We start from the raw sequence: 22,231 nt of genomic DNA on the forward strand, positions 1-22,231 counted from the left end.
GACCGTTTTTGCGATGTGTTGTTTTACGATCCTTTTTTTGATATCGACAAATTTTCGAATTCTTGAAGGGATTGACGAACCAGGAATATCATGATATTATTATCTTAAATTAAAGATATATTAAATCGAAGTAATAATTCAAGATAGTCGTGCAAACAATTTATGATATGAGATGGAGGAATTTAAACATGAATGGATTAAAAGGAATTCACCACGTAACAGCGATTACAAGCAGTGCTGAGAAGAACTATGAGTTCTTCACTTATGTTCTGGGGATGCGTTTGGTGAAGAAGACGGTCAATCAGGATGATATTCGGACGTACCATTTGTTCTTCGCCGATGATAAGGGGAGTGCGGGAACGGATATGACCTTCTTTGATTTCCCGGGTATTCCAAAAGGAAGACATGGCACAGACGAGATTTACAAAACCTCATTTCGGGTTCCTAATGATGCGGCTTTGGAATATTGGGTTCAGCGTTTTGACCGGACGGATGTGAAGCACCAAGGCATTCAAGAGCTGTTTGGCAAGAAAACACTTGCTTTTGTTGATTTTGATGATCAGCAGTATCAACTCATCTCCGATGAGAACAATGCAGGCGTGGCTTCTGGAACGCCATGGCAGAATGGACCGATCCCGCTGGAACACGCCATTACCGGACTTGGCCCGGTCTTTGTGCGGGTATCCAGCTTCGATCCCTTCAAGGAAGTGATGGAGAACGTGCTGCAGTTTACGGAAATTGCCAAGGAAGGCTCGCTTCATCTGTTTGAGGTTGGTGAAGGCGGCAATGGCGCTCAGGTGGTGGTTGAGTATAATGCGGTTCTTCCAAGAGCGCAGCAGGGTTTCGGAACCGTTCATCACGCTGCCTTCCGGGTAGAGGACCGATCGGTGCTGGAGCACTGGATCAAGCGTCTGGACGACTTCCAGTTCCATACATCGGGCTTCGTGGACCGCTTCTTCTTCCAGTCCCTGTACGCACGGGTGGCCCCGCAGATTCTGTTTGAATTCGCAACCGACGGTCCGGGCTTCATGGGGGATGAGCCGTATGAGACGCTGGGCGAGAAATTGTCCCTGCCTCCATTCCTGGAATCGAAGCGCGAGCAGATTGAGGGCATGGTTCGTCAGATTGACACGGTGCGCAGCACGAAGGAATTCGTGAAGGAATAAATATCGTGAGTCCAAGAAGCAATCCGGCTTGTTTATAACAAGCGGCGGATTGCTTTTTTTTATGTAACGACTATATTCATGCCATCACATTTAACCTGAGTGGAAGATCCACGATACGATGTACAACCAGCCACCGCCGGGCTGTTGTCTCACGATCTCCCTGTAGATGACAATTCCCTGCAACAAGCCAATTTACCGATTAAGCACATCAATTCTGGTTTAAAAACAAATACTGTATAGGAATTCATAACGAATTGGCTGAGGTGGAGCGTGTGAAAGGAAGTTTGTTTAAAAACGTTGTATTTTCGATATCGGCCGTAATCATTGCGGTTTTGGCTATTCTGGGGGCTATTAGACCGGGGGCATTCGGGGAAGTAGCAGGGTATCTTTTTAGATTCACAACCAATAGTTTCGGTTGGTTCTATTTGCTCTCGATATTCATCATCATCATCTTTCTAATTTGGGTTGCGGCAAGCAAATATGGCACGATTCGTTTAGGCGGAGACAAGGAAAAGCCGGATTATCCGTTCTTTACCTGGATCGGCATGCTGTTCTCCGCCGGTTTCGGGGTGGGGCTGGTATTCTGGGGTGTTGCCGAACCGATGAGCCATTTCTTTAATACACCCTTTGCAGGCGTGGAAGCAGAGGGCGTGGAGGCCGCGCGTGTGGCTATGGGCTATTCCTTTTTTCATTGGGGAATCAGTCAGTGGTCCGTCTTCGCCCTGGTTGGTCTTGTCATCGCTTTTCTCCAATTTCGCAAGCAGAAGGACGGGCTGGTCTCTACGGCACTTGAACCTGTCACCGGCACCAAACGGGGCGTGAAGAATACGATTGATATTCTGGCCGTTATCGCTACAGTCATGGGGATAGCTACCTCTATTGGACTGGGCGTGCTGCAAATGAGCGGCGGCTTAAACTCCATTATGGGAATTAACAATGGGGTCGGTCTGCAATTGATCGTGCTGGGGATTATTTTTGTAGCGTATATGATCTCTTCGACTACGGGACTGGACAAGGGCATTAAGTATTTAAGCAATCTGAACCTCGCGATGGCACTTGTCCTTTTATTGTTTGTATTTATTACCGGACCCTCTGTATTCATACTAGAAACGTTTACGCTGGCAATCGGGGATTATATTTCGAATTTTGTGTCGTACAGCTTGAGGCTCCAACCTTATGCGGAAGGGACATGGGTACGGGAATGGACGATCTTTTACTGGGCGTGGGCCATTGCCTGGTCGCCATATGTGGGAGCCTTCGTAGCCAGAGTTTCCAAGGGAAGAACCATTCGGGAATTCATTGTGGGTGTGATGGTCGTGCCGCCCGTCATTGCCTGTCTCTGGATTGCTGTCTTCGGCGGGACGGCAATTTGGTTTGATCTGCACGAGAATACAGGGATTGCGGCGGCCGTCAATGCGGATGTCACCTCCGCTTTATTCCAGCTGTTTAACCAGTTGCCCTTCTCGTCTGTGATGAATGTGCTCGCGATTATCTTGATTCTGACCTTCCTGGTGACTTCAGCGGATTCAGCGACCTATATCTTATCCAGCATGACGACTTACGGCAGCCTGAACCCTCCTCAAATTGCAAAAATCGTGTGGGGCACACTCATGGCAGCAATTGCCGGCGTGCTGCTCTACGCCGGTGGATTGGAAGCCTTGCAGACGGCTTCGCTGATCGCAGCACTGCCATTCACGGTGCTGCTGCTGCTTCTCATTATTGCGATCGTGAAGCTGCTGCGCCGTGAACCGCTTCCGATTCGGAAGGCCGATCTCAAACGGTTCCGTCATCTGGAGGAGGCTGCGAACAAGGGCAAGAAGTGAGAAGAAACCGTCGTAAGCAGCGGGAACAGATACTTTACGGTTTACCATAAGGGGCACTCATGCAGTGTTCCCTTTTATTTTGTTGCTGAAGATATAGGTTCGGCATGGACCACAACGGTCGTACTGCAAAAAAAGCCTTTATTACACCCGCGGGGAGCGAATAAAGGCTTTGGGAAAACCAACAGGAAAACCTGTTATTTTTTCTTGAGCAGCAAATATACAAAATACGGCGCACCGATGATGGCAACCATGATCCCGGCGGCGATGCCGTCAGGATCTACGATATTGCGCCCGATCGTGTCTGCAAGCAGCAGCAGCCAGCCGCCAATCAATACCGCAATCGGAATGTAGAGCTGATTCCGCGGACCTACGAGCGCTTTGGCGATATGCGGACCCATGAGCCCAATGAACGTAATGCCGCCCGTCACAGACACGGCAGATGCTGCAAGAGCTACAGCCGCCAGAAGCAGCACAATGCGTTCCTTCTCGATGGACACGCCCACCCCGATGCCTACGGGGTCGCTTAATCCCAGCAAGTTCATGCGCTGCGCTTTGTACAGCGTGAAGGGAACCAGGATAATCAGCCATGGCAGTAGCGCAGCAATGAAGGGCCAATCGGTACCCCATATACCACCCGCTAACCATTTGGCTATAAAATCGACCTTGGTTCGTTCAGCGGATGAAGTGAGTACAATCATGACACCCGAAAGCGCCATGGAGAACCCGACGCCGGTAAGCACCAGTTTAACGGGCTGCAGGCCTTGGCCTTTTCGGAATGAGAACAGGTAGATACACACCGCGGTCAGCACGGCACCGATAAATGCGGCAAGCGGCAGCATGTATATAAAGGAACCAGCTTCAATCGGGAAGAACAAGAAGAACACGGCTACCCCTACCCCAGCGCCGGAGTTAATCCCGATAATGCCGGGATCGGCGAGGTCGTTGCGGGTAATGTTCTGCAGAATAGCACCGGAGAGCGCAAGTGCCATCCCTGCCAGCAGCGTGATGATCATGCGCGGCAGACGAACATCAAAGATAATGAACTTTTCTTTGAAGCTGCCCTGACCGAACAGGGTCGGCAGAATCCGGTCATAGCTGACGGACGAATAACCCAGACCAAGCCCGATCAGGATGGTCAGCAGTGTCAGCACGAACAGGGCAATAAACGTTATCCGCTGCTTTCTTACTAAGGATGGATGAATCATGTTATTCCACGCCCTCCTTTATGCACTATGAACAGGAAGAAGGGCAATCCCATAATAGCAATCAGGGCTGCAACCGGCGTCTCATAAGGAGCATGCAGCGTCCGGCCAACCGTGTCAGCAAACAGCATGAAGATGGCCCCAACCGTTGCCGACATCGGAATCACGTGGCGGTAATCGGTTCCAACGATACCACGGACGATATGGGGAATCATGAGGCCGAGGAAGGCCAGATTCCCTACCAATGCTACGGACGTTCCTGCCAGGAGGACAATCACCACAAACAGAATGAGTTTGATGGCTGCGATATTTTGCCCCAAGCCGACAGCGACTTCTTCGCTCAAGCTGAGGATGGTCAGCTGTCTGGATAATACGATGGCGATGACAATGCCTATTAGAATAAACGGAAATATCGTCTGAAGCTGACCCCATGACGTGCCGATTACGCCGCCTGCCGTCCACATGGATATATCTTTGGATATTTTAAAATAAATACCGATGCCTTCTGCGATGGCGTACAAAAATGCCGAGACAGCTGAACCGGCCAACACCATCTGCAGGGGAGAGAAACCGCCTCTTCGCATGGCTCCGATTCCGAAGACCATGACAGCTCCAACCGCCGATCCAATGAAGCAGGCCACCATAATGCCGAAATAATTGGCGGCAGGAATGAAGGCCAACGTAAAAGCCAGAGCCGCATTTGCTCCGCTGGTAAGGCCTAACAGACCGGGGTCAGCCAGCGGATTGCGCGTGATTCCCTGCATGATGGCGCCGGAGACCGCAAGCGAGGCTCCTACCAGAATGGCAGCAACCTCACGGGGCAGGCGAATTTCCCGAAGGATGGATAATTTCTCGCCTTGCATTGAGGTGGTAAGGGCAAACCACACATCCTTGATGGTGGTTTCAGCCGCACCGAACACCATCGCAATGACAAACATGCCAATGAATACGATGATGCCTGCGATCAATTTAAGAGAAAAAGGAATAGACCGTTTTGTTGGCATGAGAATCATCTTTTCATTTTAAAGTTTGAATAACTCGTAGTTAGTCTGGCCCATGGCAGATTCATATGTTAGCTGCCCAGAAAATGTTCAATAAAGAAATCCAGTTGGTAGTCGAGCGTAGTAGCATCGTTAAAATAGAACCGTGTCGCATCAGCTTCGAATACGTGGCCATTCTTCACAGCCGGTATTTGTTTGTATGTTTCGGTCTCCTGGAAAGAGCTATCCGCCCCAGGGGTTTTACTGAAGATCACGTAGTCGCCTGCAAACTCCCGCAGTACTTCTGCGGACAGCGCATAGTAGCCGTCTTTCAATGCCATTTCTTTTACCTTCTCAGGCATTTTCAGCTTCATTTCCCCGTAGAGAATTTCGGTACCGCGGCCCCAGTTATCGCCGAATACATAAATTTGCTTTTCAAAATTCTCGATGACGGAAACCGTGGCATCCTCACCGATTTTAGCACGGATATCCTCACCGGCTTTTTGGGCGCGTTGTTTGAAATCGTCGATCCAGGCTTGCGCCTCTTTCTCCTTGTTAACCAGCTTTCCGATCTCCAGATGCTGGGTCAGATAATCCACTTTGTTGTAGGTATAGGTAACAGTTGGCGCAATCTCCTTGAGTTTGTCGACGTTCTTGATATTGGAGAGACCGATGATCAGGTCGGGATCAAGCTCAATGATTTTCTCCAGACTTTCGTCGCTGACTTCCATAGCATCCTTGATTTTATCCGCAAATGCCGGATTGTCTTTAGACCAGGAATCAACCCCGACAAGATTGACGTTCAGCGCAATCAGGTTGCCTGTGAACGCGGATAACACAATGACACGCTGCGGATTGGCCGGCACCTCGATGGGTCCGTTCTCGGACTCATATGTAATGGTTCCCGCTGCAGTTTCCTTTTGTTCCGCTTTAGGTGTTTCGGTAGTTCCTGCATTGCTGCTGCTTGTCTCTGCCGGCTTGCTGTTGCAAGCGCTAAGAATGAACAGCAGTGCGATAAACGGGATGAGTAGCTTCTTCATAGTTGTCGTTTTGCTCCGTTTTGAGTACATTCTCTTTTTCCCCTTTTAATAGATTGTATGTGATGCATATAGGTTTCGCGGTGCGGGGATCGCGGCCGATCTCTGCATCGATATGGAATACTTTCTTTAATACATCGTGGGAGATAACCTCTTCCGGATCTCCGGCTTGAATGATGTCTCCGTCTTTCATCGCAATGATGTAATCAGCGAATCTTGCAGCCTGGTTGAGATCATGCAGAACCATGACAATGGTACGCTGCTGCTCGATATTCAGCTTCTCCAGAAGCTCCAGAATTTCAAGCTGATGCGCCATATCCAGATAAGTGGTCGGCTCGTCGAGGAAAATCATCTCGGTCTCCTGCGCAAGTGCCATCGCAATCCATACCCGCTGGCGCTGCCCACCGGACAGAGCATCCACCGAGCGATATTTATATTCCTGGGTTCCCGTAACCTCCAGTGCCCAGTCAATGACTTCCATATCCTGCTTGGACAAGCGGCCAAAACCGCGCTGATGTGGATAGCGGCCATAAGATACCAGCTCGCCAACGGTCAGTCCGCCTGGCCCTTCGGGTGTCTGAGGCAGAATTGCGAGTTTCTTCGCCAGCAGCTTCGTGTTCATCTTGGCGATTTCTTCTCCATCGAGAATGGCGGCTCCGGCTTGATAGGGAATAATGCGGGTAACGGCTTTCAAAAGAGTAGACTTGCCGCAGCCGTTAGGACCGATAATAGTTGTGATTCTTTTATCAGGAATATCTACATTAAGACGATTCAATATCAGATTCTCGCCGTAGCCGACGCTTATTCGATCTGTACTTAGGCGAATCATCATGTCACCTCCAGAATAGTTAGCAATCAAACGATAATGATTCTCAATTTCATCCATAAATATAATGTGGAGGCGCGCCGTTGTCAATAAATATCTTAATGGAAATTTCAAATAATATTCATGTTTCTTCATAATAATAACAACATGTAGGTTATGGTCTTATGGAATGACTGTATATAGGCGAAATTATGACAAAATGAATTTTTTATAAATGTTTGATTGTAAAACAGAGGAAGTCAACGTATACTAATTGATAATGATAATCATTTACGTTACAAGGTGATCACAACAGCCTTTTAATCTATAGACCGGGAGTGAAATGCATGAGTGGGAATGAGATATTTGATGTAACCGTTATTGGTGGAGGACCAGCAGGATTATATTCTGCTTTTTATAGTGGACTGCGTGGAATGAAGACCAAGATTATAGAATATCAACCCATGCTAGGCGGGAAGGTTCACGTCTATCCGGAGAAAATGATATGGGATGTCGGAGGGCTGACGCCGACTCCGGGCGCGAAGCTGATCGAACAGATGGTTCAGCAAGGCTTGACGTTTAATCCCGAAGTGCTGCTAAACGAGAAAGTGGAATCGATTGTCCGCAACGAGGAAGGGCTATTCGAATTACATACCGCGCATTCCGGCGTGCATCTGTCCAGAACGGTTATCGTGGCGGTCGGCGGAGGCATCCTGAATCCGCAGAAGCTGAAGATTGAAGGAGCAGAGCGGTTTGAAGTGTCGAACCTGAATTACACGGTGAAGTCCCTGCAGCATTTCAAGGGCAAGACCGTCATCGTGTCGGGCGGAGGAAATTCGGCGGTGGATTGGGCAAACGAGTTGGAGCCTGTGGCGGAGAAGGTGTTCCTGGCCTATCGCAAGGGCGAATTGTCGGGTCATGAAGCCCAGGTGGAGCAGTTGATGAACAGTAAGGCGACCTGTCATCTCAATACATCAATCACGAAGCTTATTGCTTCCGATAATCATGAGGTGATCGAGCGGGTGGAACTGACCAATAACGAGACGGGGGAAGTTTCGTATCTGGCCGTGGACGAAGTCATCATTAACCATGGCTACGAACGGGATATGTCGCTCTTGGAGAACAGCAAGCTCGAGATTGAACGGAAAGACGACTATTATATTGCGGGCAACGCAAGCTGTAAATCCTCCGTACCCGGACTGTATGCCGCAGGTGACATCCTGCATTTTGACGGGAAGCTGCACTTGATTGCGGGTGCTTTCCAGGATGCAGCGAATGCGGTGAACAGCGCGAAGCAATTCATTGAACCGGACGCCACAAGTTACGCCATGGTTTCTTCGCATAATGATGTATTTAAGGAACGAAATCGCGAATTAGTGAAGCAATTGATCAATTAGAACGAAGGCATGCCGTTTTACTAGAAGAGAAGCGAGGGAATCCGAGCTTCTTTTTTTTTTGCGTTCCCCTATTGTTCTTGATAATCCCTGAAGTAATCAACGGGCCGTAGCTGATCAGCTGCGCCATCAGAGTCAGGGCGCCCTTTGATCTGATTCCCTAAGGAAACCGTCAACAAATGGACGCCCTGCGGTTCTTTCAAAACGTGACAAAACCCATCGCTTTCTTGGCTGCAAGGAGTGTTCCGCTGGCGGTTTCGGCAGCCCGCTGGGCCCCGTCCATCAAGATGCGGTCAAGCTCGGAAGAATCCACAATTTGATGGAACTTCTCTTGAATCGGAAGCAGCTTCTCAATGACCACCTCGGCCAATTCCTTCTTGAAGGTGCCATACCCCTGACCTTCATATCGTTTCTCGATGACGGAGATATCTTCCTCGGAGAATACGGAATAAATCTCGATCAGATTGCTGACAGCAGGCTTCTGCTCCCAATCGTGACGAACCTCGCCTTCGGAGTCGGTAACGGCTTTGGAGAACTTCCTGCGGATATCCTCCGGCGAATCCATCATGTGGACGCAGCTGTTCTTGTTGGGATTGCTCTTGCTCATCTTCTTCGATGGATCATCCAATCCCATGACGCGGGAGCCAATGTCCTGAATGATCGGCTCAGGGATTATAAACGTGCTGCCAAACCGGTTATTAAAGCGCTCCGCCACATCACGGGTCAGCTCCAGATGCTGCTTCTGGTCGTCGCCGACAGGCACATGCGTTGCCTGATAGAGGAGCACATCGGCCGCCATCAGGACCGGGTACGTAAACAGTGCCGAGCTCACTGTATCTTTCCCTTCCGATTTCTCCTTGAATTGGGTCATTCGCTTTAACTCCCCGAAATGTGCCTGCGTCTCCAGCAGCCAGCTAAGCTCGGCATGGGCAGGGACCTGCGATTGCAGAAAGATCGTCGCTTTACGGGGATCCACGCCCGACGCGACGTACAGAGCCGCTATGTCCCGCGTACGCTTATGCAGCTTCTTAGGATCCTGATACACCGTTACCGCATGAAGATCGGGCACAAAGAAATAGGATTCGTAATCATGCTGCAGGTTCACATACTGGCGAAGGGCGCCTCCGTATCCGCCGATATTCAAATCTCCGCTGGGTTTGATGCCTGACAATAATCGATTCATTACACACCTCCTGATGATTTGGAACAACACAAAAAACACCTCATCCCCCTATGGGACGAAGTGTAACTCCGCGGTACCACCCGAATTCGACTGAAGTGTCGCACTTAAGCATGACATAGGAACTTGACTGCTCGTTGTTTCCTGTCATCTCTCCCAAGGTAACGGAGGAGCACCGTCAAGGCCTACTGCTCAAGCGTTTCAGAGGTTCGGGTTGAAGCGAGAAGATCCATTCACATATTCCAGGGTACCGGGCCTCGCACCAACCGCCGGTTCGCTTTAACCTTGGAAATAAGCTACTATTTCTTCTCATAGCCGTGTGGTATGTTGTTCATGAATTCCATCGCCTGTTCAGCATAAGAGCAAGCAGGATGGATTTGATCAGAATCATTACACAGGTCTTATGTGAATGTCAACCAGGAAGGTAACCTTTTTCATACAAAGTGGCACTTCGTTATAGAGACACGATGAAGGGAGGTACGGAAGAAAGTGTTCCAGTGGATCGAGGATGCCAAGAGGGGTATCGCGGAAGCTCATGAAAAATTGGTCAAACATTATACAGGTATGGCGTTAGCTGTGGCTTACGACAAATTACAGGATCCCTATTTAGCGGAAGATGCGGTGCAGGAGGCGTTCACCGAGGCTTTTGGCAATCTCCATAAGCTGCAGGACCCCAGACGTTTTCCCGGATGGTTCAAGGTGATCGTGGAGCGTCAATGCTACAGATACCTGCGCCGAAAGCAGTTTCGGACACTGCCGCTCCATGAGCTTGAGAAGCCCATCGTAAATCAGTACAGCTTGGAGTCGATCGTGGAGAAGAGAGAAATGATCGGTCAACTGCACGCCACGATTGCGGATCTGCCATCGAACATGCGGATTGCGGTCCAGCTGTATTATTTTCAGGGCTACAGCCTTCAGGAAATTTCTGAATATTTGGATGTGTCCTTGTCTGCCTTGAAGAAGAGGCTGTTTGATGCACGGCGGAAGCTGAAGAACACGCTTCATGTTGCCGACTTTGTATCGGTGTTCTCTGATCTATATGAGGGAGGTAAACGCATGCTGCATATCGTAAATGGAGATTCGGTCGGGGATAAGCTGAAGCAAGGGAATACCCAGGGGGATATTCTGGTTTGGAGGGAGCTGTACTCGTTCGGTCCGGTATTCCCGCAAATGGATGAGCCCGATAATCGAAAGGCAAGGGCGCAATATCTGGAGCAAACGCTTGGAATTCCGCAGAAGGAATATTGGGATACATGTGAGTTGCAGGAACGGAAGCTGCAGGATTTTGGAAAATATGATGAAGTTGTGCTTTGGTTTGAGCATGACCTGTTTGACCAGACGATGCTGTCTTATTTGTTGAATTGGTTTAAGGACCGGCCGCTGGGGAATACGAAGCTTAGCCTGCTGTGCATAGGCGCGTATCCCGGTATCGAGCTGTTCCGCGGGTTGGGGCAGCTTAGCACAGCGCAGCTGGAGACTTTGGCGGGTACATGGCACACAATCGGAGATGAGGAGCTAACGCTGGGAAGTAAGGTATGGGAAGCCTACACTTCGGATCAGCCGCAGGAACATCAGCGCATCTTGCAGGACGATAATACGGCGCTGCCGTTTGTCAGAGATGCATTTGAAGCTCACCTGTCACGTCTGCCTTCCGTGAGCAGCGGGCTCGGGATCATCGAGCAGGCCACGTTAGAGGCTGTGGCGGGTGGAATCAACACACCTTATGAGTTATTTCGGAAGGTAGGTGACCAGCTTGATGTACTCGGGATGGGTGATCTGGAGTTCTGGTATTATTTATCCGCGATGACGGAGGGACCGCATGCATTGCTGGACATTGATGTCACAGCATCATTTCCAAATTTCAAGGAGAAGGCTCCCGATTTCCGAGATTGCGTGCTTCAGGTGACGAGTCTGGGAAGGGATGTATTGGCAGGGAAATCGGACTACGCGCATACAAACATCGTCGATAAGTGGATTGGCGGCCTGCATCTGCAGGGGAAAGCTCCGCTATGGCGCTGGGACCCGCAGCAAAAAACGATTGTGCTGCCGGACGAATCATAATAACAGATGATAAGGGGACGATCCCGCTTGGTTTATACCAAGTGGGGTCGCCCCTTTTTAGCTTGATCTTACAGATGGGATTTGTCTGTGCACACTTTGAACAACTCGGTCTCTGGACGGAGTAAGTTCTCATACCGGGGCGGGAATTCAGATCAGCCGGATTATCGTACAATGGCATCATATGAAGGGTAGTGCGCAATAACCATGGAGAAGGGAACCAAGGGATGAGTGATGCGTTCGACGTCTAAATCAAGCTGATAAAGATATGGAGGAAGTGCTTTGGAGAAGGGTGTCTTGATCGGAAAGGGCAGGAGTGCAGAGGTCTACGAATGGGGCGAGTTTCAGGCCTTGAAGCTGTTCTACCAAGGGTACCGTCCGGAATGGATAACGTATGAGGCGGAGATGGGGCGCATTGTTTCGGAAGCCGGCGTGCCGGCACCGGCCGTATTTGGCATGGTGGAGCTCGAGGGGAGGACAGGGCTCGTATATGAACGAATTACAGGGTCCTCGATGCTGCATCAGGTGCAATCGTCCCCGCTCCAGTTAAGGAAATGCGCGCGGGATATGGCGCGGCTCCAGCATGCCACTCACGGCTGCACAACAACCATACTTCCGCGGCAAAAAGATAATTTGGAGCATGCCATAATGGATGCCCGCGGCATTTTACAAGATAAAGCTCAGACGATCTGCAAGATGCTGGAGTCTTTGCCGGAAGGGGACTCCATCTGTCATGGAGACTTTCATCCGGACAATATAGTGGTTACGGAGGATGGATGCCGGGCGATTGACTGGAACAACGCCAATGTCGGTAACCCTCTGTGCGATGTCGCCAGGACATCCTTGATGTTTCAGTCTCCGTTTAACCCGTTGCAGCAATCATGGATTATGGCGGCTGCGCTTCGGGCTGCCCGTACGATATGGAATAGAGTATACCTGAACGAATACTGCCGCCTGTCCCATGCAAAGCGGGAGGATATCCACCGCTGGATGTTGCCGGTAGCGGCTGCCAGATTGAGAGAAGACGTTCCCGGTGAGCGGGCGTGGCTGATGGAGCTTATTGATGATCGGTTACGTGCGTATGCTTGATAAGCAGGTTATGCCGATCATCTCCAGGATAGATGCGCCATAAGGCGTAGTCATGCCGATCGGCTGAAAGTAATGGTACTGTTCCACGGTGCAAGAGATGGCTTTTTGAGCAGACCATCGTATAAGGGCTGCGACCCGGGCTCGCTGGACAAGAAAACAGGGACTCTATCCACATCGGATGGGTCCCTGCTTCTTACGGCTTGGCGGGTCCGTTAATCTTCTCGAAGTACGGAGCCAGCTTGGAGGCGAGCTCCTCAAACTGCTGCTGCTCTTCTTTGGTCAGCTTCTCCTCATGTTTGACCCCATTTTTATCGGTGATCTTCAGCTTTAACTGCATCAACTGCTTGGTCAGCTCCACATACTCCTTAAATTCATCTTCCGTGAGTTTGCCTTTTGCTGCTTGAAGCATTTCCTCAATCTCTTGATAATCTTCCTGGGTACCGCCGATCTGTTCAATGGTTGTAGAAGAACCGAATATACCATCGGCTAGATAGGAAGAAGCATATACGGCTGACGGAATCAGGATGGCTACTGCGGCAATACCTGCGAGCATGCGTTTTTTCATGGGAGATCTACCTCTCTTTTCGTTCACATAGTGTTGGTAGGACTGCTGAACACGTCCATACAATTCAGGTGGACAGCGCATCGAATCTGCCACCTGACGAAGCTCTTCACGTAATTCCTTGTCAATGGACATATGCGTCACCTCCCGTCATCTCGAATCGTTTTCGGAGTTCTTTCAGTGCCAGATGATGCCTGGATTTCACTGTGCCAACGGGGATTTGCAGCATGTCTGCGATTTCTTCCAGAGCATAGTCGTGAAAATAGCGAAGGATAACGACGACACGAAGTTTGTACGACAACTGACGGACAAGGCTGAACAGCTCATGCTGCGTTTCGGACCGCAGGACAGCGTTGTCCGTCCAGTCGAACGGTTCGCAAGTCGTCTGGCGGTTTCGTTCAAAGAGACGAATTCGCCGCCAGGCCTTTCTTTTCCAATCCTGGACAAGCCGGACAGTGATCCCGTGCAACCAAAACCGGAATGGCCGGTTCGGGTCGTACTTGTCCATCGACCGCCACATGCGCATGTAAACTTCATTCACGATATCCTCAATGTCCTGTTTGTTGTAGATGAGAAAAGCAACCGTCCGATAGACGTCTTGGTGAGTCGCCTGATAAACAAGCTGAAAGGCCGACTCGTCGCCGAGCTTCGCTTTTTCAAGCCACGGAAGTAACTCTTTATCATTCATTAGGGGCCCCTCCTGAACTTGTTACAACTCTTAATTCGCTCCCGTGGGCAAAAAGGTTCAGTAAGAGAATAAACTTTTTTTGCGATACTCGCTATTTCAGGAATTTCTTCAGGTGTATCATTAAATTTCATAATGAGGAAAAGCACATTATAGAGAAGGATTGGCACATCTATTAAATATGGAACAGCTTCTGGAAGGCTTGATTGGTCAAAGAGAAGCTGATGACGAGCTTGCCTAACTAGGAGAAGCGGACAAACAACTGGGGAATGGTGCCCGGGTCCTGAAGGGATTAGGCCATCGTCATATCCTGGCGTGATAGACCGAGGCTGAGGTTCCTGTCTGGTAGTAGGGGTAGCTCATATCCGATTTTACGAGCTCCACGGTCGGCGCATCGGTCAACTTTTCAAGCACGAAGAAGCCGAGATCAATGGATGAAGACACCCCTCCGCCTGTAATGAGGCGGCCATCCCGCACGATGCGCGCTTGAACGACCTCCTTGCAGTAGGGTGCCAAAAGATCGTAAGCCGAAGCATTGGAGGTAGCCCGCTTGCCCTCCAGCAAACCGGCTGCCCCAAGCAGCAGTGATCCGGTGCAGACGGAAACGAGATGTTTTGCTTCCCGGGCCGTTTGCAGCCATGCGATTACCTCGGAATCCTGTCGCAGCTTCCGCGTGGTAAAGCCGCCGGGAACAAAAACCAGCTCGTATTCGGAAAGATCCGGCTTTACCCGGCCGATCACATATTCCAGCCCGCGATCATCGGTAATGTGTGAAGTCATCGCGCAGTAATCCCAGGAGACCTCCGCTTCCGGCCGGATGCGGGAGAGCCTGGTTATAACTTCGGTGAAGCCGATCAGGTCCAGAGCCGTCATGCCATGGAACAGGATGAAAGCCATTTTCATGATAAATACCTTCCTTTCATAATGTGTTAAACTAATTCTAATCATGAGCTCGGAAAATGGAAGGACCATTTATAGCAACTGTATTAATACAGGGGGATGAGCGGGATGGATACGAAGCATGAACAAATCGTTGCGTATATGATCCGGGAAGTGGAAGAAGGTCATATACGGCCGGGTCATAAGCTGCCATCGATCCGGGCCGTGGCCCACATGTTCTCGTGTAGTCCCAATACGGTCGTTCATGCGTATCAGACCTTGGAACACGAAGATGTGATCTATGCGGTATCCAAGAGCGGGTACTATCTGGTAGAGGGGAAGGTCCGCTCCCATACACGGACTGAAAGCGGGCCGATCGATTTCGCCTCAACGACACCCAGGGGCAATTTTTTGCCGTTCCAGCAGATCGAGCACTGCCTGCGCCAGGCCATTTCCTTGTATACGGAGGAACTGTTCGGTTACACCGATCCGCAAGGGATCGCTACCTTGAGAAATGAGCTGCAAAAGCACTTCCATGCGCAGCAGATCTTTGCGCAGCCAGGCCAGATCGTGGTGGTGACAGGCGCTCAGCAGGCCTTCTCGATCCTGACGCGCATGCCGTTTCCGGGGGAGGGGCAGGCAGTTCTTGTGGAACAGCCGACGTATTTTGGGTTCCTGGCGGCCGCGGATGTTGCGGGGTGTCCGGTGATCGGAATCCAGCGGGATGATCAGGGGATTGACCTGGGAGAGCTGGAGGCCCATTTTGGCAGCGGACAGATCAAATTCTTCTTCACGGTGCCGAGGTTCCTCAATCCGCTCGGTACGTCTTATTCGATGGAACAGAAGAAGCGGATTGTGAAGCTTGCGAGTAAGTACGGTGTTTATATCGTGGAGGATGATTATCTTGCGGACCTTGAAGAGGATGCGAAGGCCGATCCATTGTACGCATTGGACGATGGCAAGCAGGTGATTTATATCAAGAGTTTCTCCAAGACGATTCTTCCGGGGATTCGAATGGGTGCCGCCATCCTCCCCGAACGACTTGTGGACCTGTTCATAAACTACAAGAACGCTGCGGACATAGCGTCGCCGATCCTCTCCCAAGGCGCGCTGGAGCTATACATGAAGAGTGGGATGTATAGGCGCCATGCCGCCAGAATCCGTGACCATTACCGAGAGAAGATGCGATATGCTACCGAAGTGTGCGCACGTGTCTTCGGCAGCGGCATTCAATATACGTGCCCTTCCTCAGGCGTGTTCATTACCCTGCAACTGCCGCAGTATGTGAAAGCTTCTATACTGCAGGATCGTCTGAAGCAGAAGGGGATTTCGGTGACAAACGTGGACCAGCACCTGCTGGTGAGGAATCAGCGGAATGACCGGATTCGGCTATGCATTATCGGCGTGGAGAAGCCTCAGATCGAGGCAGGGTTTATCTTGATTGAGGAGGAGATCCGGCGTTTGGAGCGCAGGGTGCGTTAACAGAGGGGGGGCTGTATTTGAATTTACATCATGAAGACAAACTAAAGGCAGCGACCTCATGTTAGGCCGCTGCCTCTGGTTTGCTATTAAGAACCCTTCAGATATGTCAGGATATGATTAAATGGATTGTCGATGTAGGAGATATTCAGTCGCAATGATGTACGAGTAAAAGCCCACACCTTCATGGCGTGGGCCTTTTACTTACTCATAGTTTCACAGATTGCTCGCCAGCAACTGATGAAACAGGTCGCAATTTACCAAGTATATGAAATGCCAGAGTGAGTTAGTACGGGTTATGAACCCTTGCCCAGGCCCACGCATAAGATGTAGTCACAAACCTGCTGCCTGGGAAAGGGCGTGACTTCATATGGGAATTCAATTAACTGCGATGCACTGGGTTTACCTGGCGTTCATCGTCCTGATCATGACGCTGCTGATCCGGCGGCGCGATACAACGCTTATATGCGTGACCGGAATATTTGCGCTTGGCCTGCTGGCAACGGAAACGCTGAGCGGTTCGGTCTCCGGCGTGTTTAATTCCTTCATTTATGCTACGAAAGAGCTGATGGGTACAATCATGATCATATCGATCATTGTGGCGATGAGCAGGGTATTGATCAAGACCGGCATCAACGAAACGATGGTAGCCCCGCTAACCCGGTTCCTCCGTACCCCGGCCATGGCTTATTGGGGAATCGGCATCATCATGATGGTAACGTCCTTCTTCTTCTGGCCGTCACCGGCGGTTGCGTTAATCGGAGTTGTGCTGCTGCCTGTAGCCATTCGCGTGGGACTGCCCGCGCTTGGTGCTGCGGTAGCCATGAACCTGTTCGGTCACGGCATAGCGCTGTCGGGGGATTACATTATCCAGGGCGCGCCTAAATTGACTGCGGATGCCGCCGGTCTGCCGGTATCCAGCGTGATGGCAGCGAGCGTTCCGCTTGTCATTGTGATGGGAGTTGTAACCACGGTGACGGCTTTCTGGATGATGCGAAGAGATCAGGGTAACGGCAGCTGGAGAGATGGATTGGTCACCATCAAGAGCACAGGAGAGACACTCGCCGCACGTTCTGAAGAGGATGACGCTGCTGCTCCTATTTCTCCTGGCATGAAAAGATGGCTGGCTATCGCCATTCTGCTGCTGTTTGCTGCCGACGTTGCGGCCATGTTCATCCTGAAGCTGCAGGGCGGGGATGCAACAGCCTTGGTCGGCGGTACCGCGGTCCTTATCTTAAGCATCATTACGCTGGTAGCACATCGCAACCGCGGACTAGAGAAGGTCACCTCGTATTTAATTGAGGGCTTCGTGTTTGGATTCAAAGTATTCGGACCCGTCATTCCGATAGCGGCATTCTTCTATCTCGGAGATGCGGCGTTTACCGATTTGTTTGGCAAAGTGCTTCCGGAAGCTTCCCACGGGATCGTGAACGACCTGGGGGTTGCGCTTGCGAATGCGGTGCCGCTGAACGGCGCGGTGGGTGCAGTGACGTTGACCATCACCGGTGCAATTACGGGCCTGGACGGCTCGGGCTTCTCCGGCATATCGCTTGCCGGCTCGATCGCGCAATTGTTTGCAACTGCCATCGGATCAGGTGCAGCTACGCTGACCGCGCTTGGGCAGGTTGCCGCAATTTGGGTGGGGGGAGGCACACTTATACCGTGGGCACTGATTCCGGCCGCAGCCATTTGCGGCGTCAGTCCCTTTGAGCTCGCAAGGCGTAATTTGAAGCCAGTGCTGATCGGTCTTACCGTTACCACGGTTGTGGCCATGTTCCTGGTGTAAGTGCAAACGACAGAAGGAAAAGCGCTGTCTCTTGAGGGAGCAGCGCTTTATCTCATGGAAGAACCATAATTGGTAATATTAATCTTCACATCATACGTTACGTTTGCCTTGCTGAAGGCCTCGTCCCAGTTCTTCTCAACCTTTTTCCATAACCGGGGATGCTTGATTCGGAGCTGTTCCCCGAATCCTGCGACATCGACATGATAGGTCTCCTGCATTTTGTAGAGCACCTGCCGAATTTGTTCGCGGACCGTATCCTCGAAGTAGCCCTCCAGCTCATCCTGGTAAGACTCGGTTGCTGTATGCTGCGGACTGCTCCAGTCCTCGATCAGGGCTCCTCTGGATGCGACCTCGACATGGAATGAAATTTGATCCCCTCGAACGATGGGGGTGATCTTGCTCTTCGTTACTTTCGGTTCATAGGTTATCGTATCTCCGGTTCTCGGTTTATAGGTTTTCAAAGCGCCTGTTCTGACTTTGCCCGTAATCCAGGATAGGCCCTCCAGATCCGTTTGGCTTAGACTGCCGATCCACTTCTTGCTTGTTCCCTTGAAGATGCCTGCTCCGGAGAATTTGTGCTCGCCCTCGGCCGTAATGACATTCTGCAGCAGAAAGCTCGAACCGGATTGCATCATGCCATCGAGCTTGGCCAGTGACATGGCAGGCAGAATCTTGTTGGATAATTGACGGTTATCGAACAACCCGGTCAAATATAAGGCGGGAATTTCCCCGGGCTCCGATGAATTCAAGGCTTCAACTGCACTTCCGTGACTGATCAGGATGAGACAGCTGGGCCGGATGTCGTTATCCCGCATAATATAGTCCAGGAGCTGCTCGAGATTATATTTCTTTGCTAATTCGGTGGACAGCACAATGACCTTCAAGTGATGGCCAATCAAGGGGCGCTCCCGTCTTAGAGCAAATTGCCGAAGGATTTGAACCACGGAATCACCAGTCAAGCGCTCGTTCAGATAAGACTTGCCCCCTTGCGGTGATGATGAGTTCTGGTTCTTCTTTTGCCCGCTGGACGGGGGGGTGATTTGAACGGTGACGGTCATGTTCTTTTTTTTCGGATAATGCCCTCCCTGCTCATTGACCTGCTTCTCAAATTTGGATTCTTGGGCAACGTCCATTCCAAGGCCTACATATAAATTTAATTCCTCGATCTCATCATTGCTCCAACACCCCGTCGTCGTAAGCAGCATGGAGCATATGAACACCATTCCGAGAATACGTGCAGACTGATTCAATTGGATGTCTCCCCTTTGCGGCGAATCTTGCTGATGATCAGCAGGAAGAATGGAAGGGTGCCAAATAAATAAACCGACACATTGCCCACTATCTGCCCCAGCATGAATAACTCCGAGATATTTTTCGGGATGACGGCAATCAAGAAAATAACCGGCAGCATCATGAACAGAAAGGGGCGGATGTTCTTATCGAATAACTGCGACCAGCCGAGTGATGCGGCATAATGCGTTATGGTAAAGGTCGAGAAGATCTGCATAATCCAGATGACAAGCAGCAGGGATTCGAACCGTTCAAAGATCAGGCCTTGAATTTCGAAGCTTCGGATTAAATCCAGACTGGGCCAGGTGGCAACCTTCACGCCGCCGAGGGACAGTCCGCCGATGGTCATGACTAGCGCAACCAGGTAGACAAACGTAGGAACGATCGTTCCCCAAGTGACGGCCTTCATTCCTTTTTGGGGAGAGCTCATAAATGCCATAATGATGAGCATGATCTCAAAGCCGGCAAATGCGAGCGTCGTCGATCTCATTCCCAGAAGCACGGGTATTACGCCAGAGCCCAGTACGGGGCGCAGATTGTTGATCTCGAATAACCCGCTGCTGAGCGAGAATGTAATGATGAAGATGACCAGCGTGATAGGCAGAATAATCTCGAACAGCCTGGCTATGCTGCCGATCCCACCTGTAGTCAGGTAGAGGCCAACCCACATAAAGGTCATCACGATCGCCCACATGGGTGTTCCTTCTAACAGGAACATCCCCGTGACTTCTGCCATGACTCTGAGCTCAAACGCCGAGATGGTAAGTAAGTAGCCGATGGTGATCAGGCTGATCAGAAAAGCAATTGCTTTGCCTGTAATTTGAGGCACGAATTGAAACCAGGTCTGACCGGGAAATCTCCGGCAAAGCTTCACGATAACGAATCCGGCCAGAAGAATCAGCAGGCTTGAGAGAAGGACCGAGATCCACACGTCAGGTGAATTGCTTGCTGTGACGGCCGTTCTCGGCAATGTCAAAATACCTGCACCCAGCATGTAGTTAATAATGATAACTGCAGCCTGTGCAGTCGTAATTTGATCACTCGAACGGCTCATCGGTGTCACCTCCGCCATATTCTTCAACATTTACTTTTTTCGATCCGAGTCCTTGGTCTTGATCATTTGAGGGCGTTCCTTCATGACTTGCAGCGGGAAACGCATGAACAAATCCTTCCAGTCACTGAAACGGTAAGGCACCAAGGGGCTTGCATACGGTACACCGAAGGATCTCAGCTTGACGATATGGCTGCAGAGGAATAGAAAGAACATGACAACACCGAACAATCCAAGGAAGGCAGCGCAGAACATGCCGATGAATCGCAGGAACCGGAGGCTGATGCCTGCGCTGTAACTCGGAATGGTGAACGAAGAGATAGCCGTAACGGCAACAACAATAACCAGAAACGGGCTGACAATCCCTGCATTAACGGCGGCGTCGCCAATAATAAGACCACCAACGATACCCATCGCGGGGCCAATTGGCTTGGGCAAGCGAATACCGGCTTCCCTCAAGATCTCAATGGCAATTTCCATAATGAGTACTTCGAGCAAGGCGGGAAAGGGGACTCCCTGTCTGGTCTCGATTATAGAGAGGGCTAGCCGTGTAGGAATTAGACCGGGGTGGAACGAGATAAAGGATACGTACAGCGCCGGAGCGAGAAGTGCCAGCATGGCTGCCAGCATGCGAAGCAAACGGACGAAGGACCCGGATATCCAGCGTTCGTAATAATCCTCAGGTGACTGCAGCAGCATACTGAAGGTGACGGGGACAATCAGAGCAAAAGGGGTCCCGTCCAGCAGGATGGCGACACGCCCCTCAAGTAAAGCACCAATCACCCGGTCCGGTCTTTCGGTATTGTGCACTTGTTGGAAGGGGCTCAGGATGTTGTCCTCAATCAACTGCTCCACGTACCCGGATTCCAGAGGGTCATCGATATCCATTCGCTGGATTCGCTGCGTGACTTCCTGGACAAGTCCATCATCGGCGATGTCCTTCATATACGCGATGACGAGGTCTTTCTTCACGCGGGTTCCGACTTGATGCCGGGTAAGCGAGAGGCTTTCGTTTTTTCCGTGAAGCCTGAGCAGTCCCGTGTTGTCCGCCAGCCTTTCTGTAAAACCCACACGCGGTCCCCGCAGCAGAGCTTCGGATAGCGGCTCCTCCAGACTGCGGCTTTTTCCTCCTGCCGAGAAGAGAAGGAAGGCGCCCTCCATCCCCTCCACCAGCAAACCGGTTGTACCAAACAAGACGGATTGAACCAGATCCCCGAGAGTCTGGGTCTCCGCGATATCCGTGACAGGCAACAGCCGCGTCTTCAGATAGCTGTTGATGGAGTGGCTGGATTGGGCGAAGCCGTCTGCTTCAGACTCAGGCACACCCCTCAGCATTAACGGAGTAATGAGATGGGTGTCGATGATGTCGTTGTCGCATAAACCATCGATTGTCAGTACGGCAACACGGGTTTGCGTCCCCTTGATCGTGAATTCTCTGATCTTCACATCGGTGTTGCGACTGGTATGTTCGCGAATGAGCGTGACTTCGGAAGCGTATTGACCCGTTAGTTTAAATGCTGTATGCGTGGAATCCTTCCCGCTTTTCTTCTCCGTTTCGGCAGCGGAACGCATGTCGCTGCGTGCGGAATGACGCCCGTTCAGGGCTTTCCTGAGCCAGCGCGTGAGCTTAAGCAGCAGGAGCGGGATGATAAGAAGCAATAGGGCTTGAACAAGAATGATCCAGCTGGGAATATGTTGGAGAACCATGGACAACAAACCAATCACCCCTGCGTTGTTCAAAATGAATGCAAGGGTATTGTTGCCC

Annotated in this window: 18 protein-coding genes and 1 other annotated feature; of the genes, 7 read left to right on the forward strand and 11 right to left on the reverse strand. The window is 50.9% G+C overall.

The annotated features are described in order from the left end of the window. Window positions 1–188: 188 nt before the first annotated feature. Both PGL02S_RS06935 and PGL02S_RS06940 read left to right on the forward strand, forming a co-directional pair. Window positions 189–1,166 (forward strand): ring-cleaving dioxygenase, encoded by a 978-nt coding sequence (locus tag PGL02S_RS06935; RefSeq protein ID WP_036640315.1) that lies wholly within the window; start codon window positions 189–191, stop codon window positions 1,164–1,166. Window positions 1,167–1,438: 272 nt separating this feature from the next. Next, window positions 1,439–2,989, forward strand: coding sequence for a BCCT family transporter (locus PGL02S_RS06940; protein ID WP_036640610.1), 1,551 nt, complete (start codon window positions 1,439–1,441; stop codon window positions 2,987–2,989). 194 nt (window positions 2,990–3,183) lie between these two features. Here PGL02S_RS06940 and PGL02S_RS06945 read toward each other — a convergent pair whose 3' ends face one another. The 4 genes from PGL02S_RS06945 to PGL02S_RS06960 all read right to left on the reverse strand — a co-directional run bounded on the left by PGL02S_RS06945 (window position 3,184) and on the right by PGL02S_RS06960 (window position 7,037). After that, a complete protein-coding gene (locus PGL02S_RS06945) occupies window positions 3,184–4,194 on the reverse strand; it encodes a FecCD family ABC transporter permease (protein ID WP_006207166.1) in 1,011 nt (336 codons plus the stop codon). Then, on the reverse strand, window positions 4,191–5,195 hold the full coding sequence (locus tag PGL02S_RS06950; protein WP_036640312.1) for a FecCD family ABC transporter permease: 1,005 nt from the start codon (window positions 5,193–5,195) through the stop codon (window positions 4,191–4,193). The genes PGL02S_RS06945 and PGL02S_RS06950 overlap by 4 nt, the downstream gene beginning before the upstream one ends. A gap of 68 nt (window positions 5,196–5,263) precedes the next feature. Beyond that, window positions 5,264–6,211: an iron-hydroxamate ABC transporter substrate-binding protein gene (locus PGL02S_RS06955; protein ID WP_036640310.1), complete on the reverse strand. Its 948-nt coding sequence runs from the start codon at window positions 6,209–6,211 to the stop codon at window positions 5,264–5,266. After that, window positions 6,165–7,037, reverse strand: coding sequence for an ABC transporter ATP-binding protein (locus PGL02S_RS06960; RefSeq protein ID WP_036640309.1), 873 nt, complete (start codon window positions 7,035–7,037; stop codon window positions 6,165–6,167). Before PGL02S_RS06960 ends, PGL02S_RS06955 begins: the two co-directional genes overlap by 47 nt. Window positions 7,038–7,360: 323 nt before the next feature. Here PGL02S_RS06960 and PGL02S_RS06965 point away from each other — a divergent pair, with 323 nt between their 5' ends. Then, complete coding sequence (locus PGL02S_RS06965; protein WP_036640306.1) at window positions 7,361–8,410, forward strand: NAD(P)/FAD-dependent oxidoreductase; 1,050 nt, start codon at window positions 7,361–7,363, stop codon at window positions 8,408–8,410. A 196-nt stretch (window positions 8,411–8,606) separates the two neighbouring features. Here PGL02S_RS06965 and trpS read toward each other — a convergent pair whose 3' ends face one another. After that, window positions 8,607–9,590, reverse strand: a complete 984-nt coding sequence (gene trpS / locus PGL02S_RS06970) for a tryptophan--tRNA ligase (protein WP_036640304.1) — start codon at window positions 9,588–9,590, stop codon at window positions 8,607–8,609. Window positions 9,591–9,638: 48 nt separating this feature from the next. Further along, window positions 9,639–9,909: a binding site (T-box leader), on the reverse strand. Window positions 9,910–10,076: 167 nt separating this feature from the next. Between trpS and PGL02S_RS06975 the strand changes: the two genes are divergently transcribed. Continuing rightward, window positions 10,077–11,648 (forward strand): sigma-70 family RNA polymerase sigma factor, encoded by a 1,572-nt coding sequence (locus tag PGL02S_RS06975; protein ID WP_036640302.1) that lies wholly within the window; start codon window positions 10,077–10,079, stop codon window positions 11,646–11,648. 279 nt (window positions 11,649–11,927) lie between these two features. Beyond that, entirely contained in the window at window positions 11,928–12,734 is an 807-nt protein-coding gene (locus tag PGL02S_RS06980) for a phosphotransferase (protein ID WP_036640300.1), read from the forward strand. 193 nt (window positions 12,735–12,927) lie between these two features. Here the strand turns inward: PGL02S_RS06980 and PGL02S_RS06985 are convergent, their stop codons facing one another. The 3 genes from PGL02S_RS06985 to PGL02S_RS06995 all read right to left on the reverse strand — a co-directional run bounded on the left by PGL02S_RS06985 (window position 12,928) and on the right by PGL02S_RS06995 (window position 14,884). Beyond that, on the reverse strand, window positions 12,928–13,431 hold the full coding sequence (locus PGL02S_RS06985; protein WP_036640298.1) for a DUF3600 domain-containing protein: 504 nt from the start codon (window positions 13,429–13,431) through the stop codon (window positions 12,928–12,930). Continuing rightward, window positions 13,421–13,984: a sigma-70 family RNA polymerase sigma factor gene (locus tag PGL02S_RS06990; RefSeq protein WP_036640295.1), complete on the reverse strand. Its 564-nt coding sequence runs from the start codon at window positions 13,982–13,984 to the stop codon at window positions 13,421–13,423. The genes PGL02S_RS06985 and PGL02S_RS06990 overlap by 11 nt, the downstream gene beginning before the upstream one ends. A gap of 300 nt (window positions 13,985–14,284) precedes the next feature. Further along, window positions 14,285–14,884 carry a DJ-1/PfpI family protein gene (locus PGL02S_RS06995; protein WP_036640293.1) on the reverse strand — a complete coding sequence of 200 codons (600 nt, stop codon included), beginning with the start codon at window positions 14,882–14,884 and terminating at the stop codon, window positions 14,285–14,287. A gap of 105 nt (window positions 14,885–14,989) precedes the next feature. On the opposite strand from PGL02S_RS06995, the gene PGL02S_RS07000 reads away from it, so the two are divergent. Together PGL02S_RS07000 and PGL02S_RS07005 are read left to right on the forward strand one after the other, a co-directional pair. After that, on the forward strand, window positions 14,990–16,342 hold the full coding sequence (locus PGL02S_RS07000) for an aminotransferase-like domain-containing protein (RefSeq protein ID WP_036640290.1): 1,353 nt from the start codon (window positions 14,990–14,992) through the stop codon (window positions 16,340–16,342). Window positions 16,343–16,709: 367 nt separating this feature from the next. After that, the gene (locus PGL02S_RS07005) at window positions 16,710–18,125 is read left to right on the forward strand and encodes a hypothetical protein (protein ID WP_036640288.1); all 1,416 of its coding nucleotides are present in this window, start codon (window positions 16,710–16,712) and stop codon (window positions 18,123–18,125) included. Between the two features lie 47 nt (window positions 18,126–18,172). Here PGL02S_RS07005 and PGL02S_RS07010 read toward each other — a convergent pair whose 3' ends face one another. The 3 genes from PGL02S_RS07010 to PGL02S_RS07020 are packed head-to-tail and all read right to left on the reverse strand — an operon-like array spanning window position 18,173 to window position 22,173. Further along, window positions 18,173–19,375, reverse strand: a complete 1,203-nt coding sequence (locus tag PGL02S_RS07010; protein ID WP_051449202.1) for a Ger(x)C family spore germination protein — start codon at window positions 19,373–19,375, stop codon at window positions 18,173–18,175. Beyond that, complete coding sequence (locus PGL02S_RS07015) at window positions 19,372–20,469, reverse strand: GerAB/ArcD/ProY family transporter (RefSeq protein WP_036640286.1); 1,098 nt, start codon at window positions 20,467–20,469, stop codon at window positions 19,372–19,374. Before PGL02S_RS07015 ends, PGL02S_RS07010 begins: the two co-directional genes overlap by 4 nt. A 30-nt stretch (window positions 20,470–20,499) precedes the next feature. Then, window positions 20,500–22,173: a spore germination protein gene (locus tag PGL02S_RS07020; RefSeq protein ID WP_376164867.1), complete on the reverse strand. Its 1,674-nt coding sequence runs from the start codon at window positions 22,171–22,173 to the stop codon at window positions 20,500–20,502. Between the last annotated feature and the right edge of the window lie 58 nt (window positions 22,174–22,231).

The sequence above is a fragment of the Paenibacillus glucanolyticus NBRC 15330 genome (assembly GCF_004000885.1).
Classification (GTDB): Bacteria; Bacillota; Bacilli; order Paenibacillales; family Paenibacillaceae; genus Paenibacillus_AQ; species Paenibacillus_AQ glucanolyticus.

Coding starts and splice junctions, on each gene's coding strand:
- PGL02S_RS07015 (WP_036640286.1), bottom strand. CDS start 20,469: ATGAGCCGTTCGAGTGATCAAATTACGACTGCACAGGCTGCAGTTATC.
- trpS (WP_036640304.1), bottom strand. CDS start 9,590: ATGAATCGATTATTGTCAGGCATCAAACCCAGCGGAGATTTGAATATC.
- PGL02S_RS06950 (WP_036640312.1), bottom strand. CDS start 5,195: ATGCCAACAAAACGGTCTATTCCTTTTTCTCTTAAATTGATCGCAGGC.
- PGL02S_RS06985 (WP_036640298.1), bottom strand. CDS start 13,431: ATGTCCATTGACAAGGAATTACGTGAAGAGCTTCGTCAGGTGGCAGAT.
- PGL02S_RS07020 (WP_376164867.1), bottom strand. CDS start 22,173: ATGGTTCTCCAACATATTCCCAGCTGGATCATTCTTGTTCAAGCCCTA.
- PGL02S_RS06995 (WP_036640293.1), bottom strand. CDS start 14,884: ATGAAAATGGCTTTCATCCTGTTCCATGGCATGACGGCTCTGGACCTG.
- PGL02S_RS07005 (WP_036640288.1), top strand. CDS start 16,710: ATGGGAATTCAATTAACTGCGATGCACTGGGTTTACCTGGCGTTCATC.
- PGL02S_RS07000 (WP_036640290.1), top strand. CDS start 14,990: ATGGATACGAAGCATGAACAAATCGTTGCGTATATGATCCGGGAAGTG.
- PGL02S_RS06935 (WP_036640315.1), top strand. CDS start 189: ATGAATGGATTAAAAGGAATTCACCACGTAACAGCGATTACAAGCAGT.
- PGL02S_RS06990 (WP_036640295.1), bottom strand. CDS start 13,984: ATGAATGATAAAGAGTTACTTCCGTGGCTTGAAAAAGCGAAGCTCGGC.
- PGL02S_RS06965 (WP_036640306.1), top strand. CDS start 7,361: ATGAGTGGGAATGAGATATTTGATGTAACCGTTATTGGTGGAGGACCA.
- PGL02S_RS06955 (WP_036640310.1), bottom strand. CDS start 6,211: ATGAAGAAGCTACTCATCCCGTTTATCGCACTGCTGTTCATTCTTAGC.
- PGL02S_RS06945 (WP_006207166.1), bottom strand. CDS start 4,194: ATGATTCATCCATCCTTAGTAAGAAAGCAGCGGATAACGTTTATTGCC.
- PGL02S_RS06960 (WP_036640309.1), bottom strand. CDS start 7,037: ATGATTCGCCTAAGTACAGATCGAATAAGCGTCGGCTACGGCGAGAAT.